At 64.4% G+C, this 3,062-nt stretch carries 3 protein-coding genes and 1 pseudogene; 1 reads left to right on the forward strand and 3 read right to left on the reverse strand.

The genetic code is table 11. The features are described 5' to 3' along the window. Positions 1-1,679 (reverse strand): hypothetical protein (locus KZA10_RS10835; RefSeq protein ID WP_218682886.1); only part of this gene is annotated, 1,679 nt, incomplete at its 3' end. Positions 1,680-1,715: 36 nt separating this feature from the next. Further along, the gene (locus tag KZA10_RS10840) at positions 1,716-2,069 is read right to left on the reverse strand and encodes a hypothetical protein (RefSeq protein WP_218682887.1); all 354 of its coding nucleotides are present in this window, start codon (positions 2,067-2,069) and stop codon (positions 1,716-1,718) included. 138 nt (positions 2,070-2,207) lie between these two features. On the opposite strand from KZA10_RS10840, the gene KZA10_RS10845 reads away from it, so the two are divergent. Next, complete coding sequence (locus KZA10_RS10845; protein ID WP_218682888.1) at positions 2,208-2,786, forward strand: GNAT family N-acetyltransferase; 579 nt, start codon at positions 2,208-2,210, stop codon at positions 2,784-2,786. 149 nt (positions 2,787-2,935) lie between these two features. Here KZA10_RS10845 and KZA10_RS10850 read toward each other — a convergent pair. Beyond that, a pseudogene (locus KZA10_RS10850) lies at positions 2,936-3,062 on the reverse strand (IS481 family transposase); the annotation flags it as partial.

Below are 3,062 nucleotides of genomic sequence, written 5' to 3' on the forward strand. Positions count from 1 at the left end.
GGCTTGACCCAGAGACTGAACGTGAAGCTCTGGGACGCATCGACCGGGGCGCCCAAGGAAGTGATCTCGTATCCTGCAGTCGCCACGTTGGTGGACAGCACCGGAGACGTGAAGGGGAAGTCGGGGAGGTCTGTCGAGGTCGTGGAGGCCGTGGCGGGAATCATGAGATCGAGAGCAGCCGAGCCGATCCAGGGGTTGGCGTCAGGGATCGCTTCCGGAAGCGGCGAAGACATCGCAGTGAGCTGCCAGGCGTGCCCGGCATCGAGGTTGGCCGGGGCCGCCGGGGTGCCGGTGTTCCCTCCCGGATACAGCGGGTGTCCCGTGGCCGCGGACTGATTGCCCGCCTTGTCGAACGCTGACACCCAAACCGTCGAGAGGGAGTCGGTCGGTGCGACCGTGAGCGTCGTCGAGCCGGCACCCGTCTTGCACGCCCAGCGGACGCTGTTGGTCACGGTTGTCGCACAGTCCGGAAGCGCGGCGCCCACCGCCACAGTGCCATCCGCCGGCACCGGAGGTGCCGGGGCAACCAGCTGCGTGGGCGTCACCCAGTACACATAGCCCGCGACGTCCGAGTCGCCGGTTGCGGACAGCGGGATTCCCGTGCCGACGACATAGGACGCTCCCGTCGGTGCGGTCACCGCGGGTACAGCGGGCTTCGTAGTATCCACCGTGAAGTAGCACCATTCCGATGGCCCGACACCATTGTGGAGGTGATCACTTCCCCACGCACGCCAGGCGTACGTCTCACCGTTGGTCAGTCCAGGGAATGTCACGGATTTGAGCCCCTGCGCGCCGAGCCCGCTCGCACGGTCCTGGATCCTGGTGTTCAGATCCGACGCCCTCATGAGGTGGAAGTTCGTATCGACGTTGCCCGGGTCCGGGTCGGTCTGATTCACCTGCACGGTCACGTCGGACTGACCGATCATCGCCGGTGCCGCGGCCGTGCCGCACTGACGGTTCGGGGACGTGAACACGGGAGACGTCGGCACGTTGGGTGGGCTGTTGTAGGAGACCGTCAGAAGCGCTGCGGGTGAGAACCACCGCCGCGAGCGAGCGCCGGCAGCGGTGATCCCCAAGCGGGTCTCGGATTCGTTGGCATTCACGCCGTTGGCAATCGCACCAGTCACGTTCCAGCCCACCGCTGTGGTGGGGCTGCCGCAATTACCGGGGTTCTGACTCTGAATCAGACCGCCCCAGGAAGTTCCGGCAGCGAGCTGCTGGTTTCGGGAGAACCCCGGCGACGGCGAAAGACCGTAAGCGTGGATACCGATCGGATCCGGTGCACACCACAGCACCTTGGTCATGGTGGTGCTCAGGACGGCATTCATGACCTTCTTGCCCGCGAGCTGCCAGATCGGGAACTGGAAGAACATGTCCGAGGCGAAGGGTGCACTGACTCCGACACGCAACAGATTCGCGTTCAGGTAGCCCTGAGCGGGGAACTCGGCATCCGTGTACCATGACGCGCTCTGCCACGACGACCAGTCGGGGTCGACGTAGATCGGGTAAGTGATCTCGTCGCCCGAGCGCTTCTCTTGCGTGTCGACAGACGCGCCGACATCCAACGAGACCCGCTCCGCATCGACCTCCTGCGTCACGGGGAGGGCCGGCTCATCCCCACCCGGTACCCGATAGGTCCCCCCATTCGACGAGTCCCACCACAGCGGCTGCCCGGCCACGAGCTGCGACCCATCGGCTACCTCAGCCTCAACCGATCAATTCGCACCCTTCGTCAGATCCGCGCCCTCGATGACGACATGCAGGTCGTCCAATCGGCTCGACCGTGCCGCCTTCTCATTCTTGACGACGTAGACAGCCATCTGTCCAGTCACGGTGGCGATCATCTTCAGATCGACACCCGGCAGTACTTCGGTATAGGTGGCGGTGTCGCCATCGACGGTGGGAACCGGAAGCGTTCCGTATGGCCACCGTTCCGACACCCATTCCCCGGTCTCGGTCTGCACCTGGGCAAGCTGGTCGGAGCCGCCAGAAGAAAAGCGGACAGGGGCGACAGAAGCGACAGGTTCGAGCCATTCACCGACCGGGGCGAGCGTCGTGTCGACGGGCACCCAGTCGCCGTCCTGCTCCACCCGCACCGGAAGACTAAGGCGTGTCTCCTAATCAGTGGGGCCCACCTCTCGTGGTGCGAACGGCTGTTCCGATGGGGCGCGAAGGAGCCTCAAGCACCCGGACACTAGAATGCCTAGGTGCCTGAGCAGATACTGACTGAACGTCTACTGATGCGCCGGTGGCGGCCTGAGGACCGCCGTCCATTCGCTGAGATGAACGCCGATGCGAGAGTTATGGAGTTCTTCCCGGGTGTGCTTGATCGGCAAGACAGCGACGCCTTGGCTGCCCGCGCTGCGGCCCACCTCGCCGAGCAGGGTTGGGGCTTGTGGGCTCTCGAGGTCGCTGAAAGCGAGGATCGCGGTCGCTTCGCCGGTTTTACTGGCCTTGCCGTCCCCTCCTGGGAGGCAGCTTTCACACCCTGCGTAGAGATTGGTTGGCGCCTGGCTCGATGGGCGTGGGGACGCGGCTACGCGTCCGAAGCGGCACGAGCGGCCCTACAGGTCGCCTTCGTCGACCTCGGTCTGGACGAGGTGGTTTCGTTCACCGCCGTACAGAATGAACGATCCCAGGCGGTCATGCGCCGCATTGGCATGACCCGCGATATCGAGGGCGACTTTGACTACCCCACAATTCCGATTGGTCACCCGATGCGCCGCAGCGTGCTCTACCGCCTGCGATTAGAAGACTGGCAGCCTGACGGAGTGGGCCCAAGGTAGGGCGTGTGTCTTGGTCTGAGTTGCGCTGACCAGAGGGTGCTGGCTCTCAGGACGGTTCCGGCCGTGGTAGGTGATCGTGAGTTTGCTCCATCTGCGGGCCAGTCCGCGCAAATGCTGGTGCGCACGCTGCTCGCCATGACGCTCGGCGACTAGGTGTGATGTCCAGGCAGGTTGTTTTCGATTCTGCTGATGGGCGGGGCTCCGATCGCGGAGTGGTGCCTGTGATGATTGTAGAAGTGCAGCCAGCCCGGGAGTGCTTTGCGGCGCTCAGTCTCT

It is taken from the genome of Microbacterium sp. BF1 (assembly GCF_019279095.1).
Classification (GTDB): domain Bacteria; phylum Actinomycetota; class Actinomycetes; order Actinomycetales; family Microbacteriaceae; genus Microbacterium; species Microbacterium maritypicum.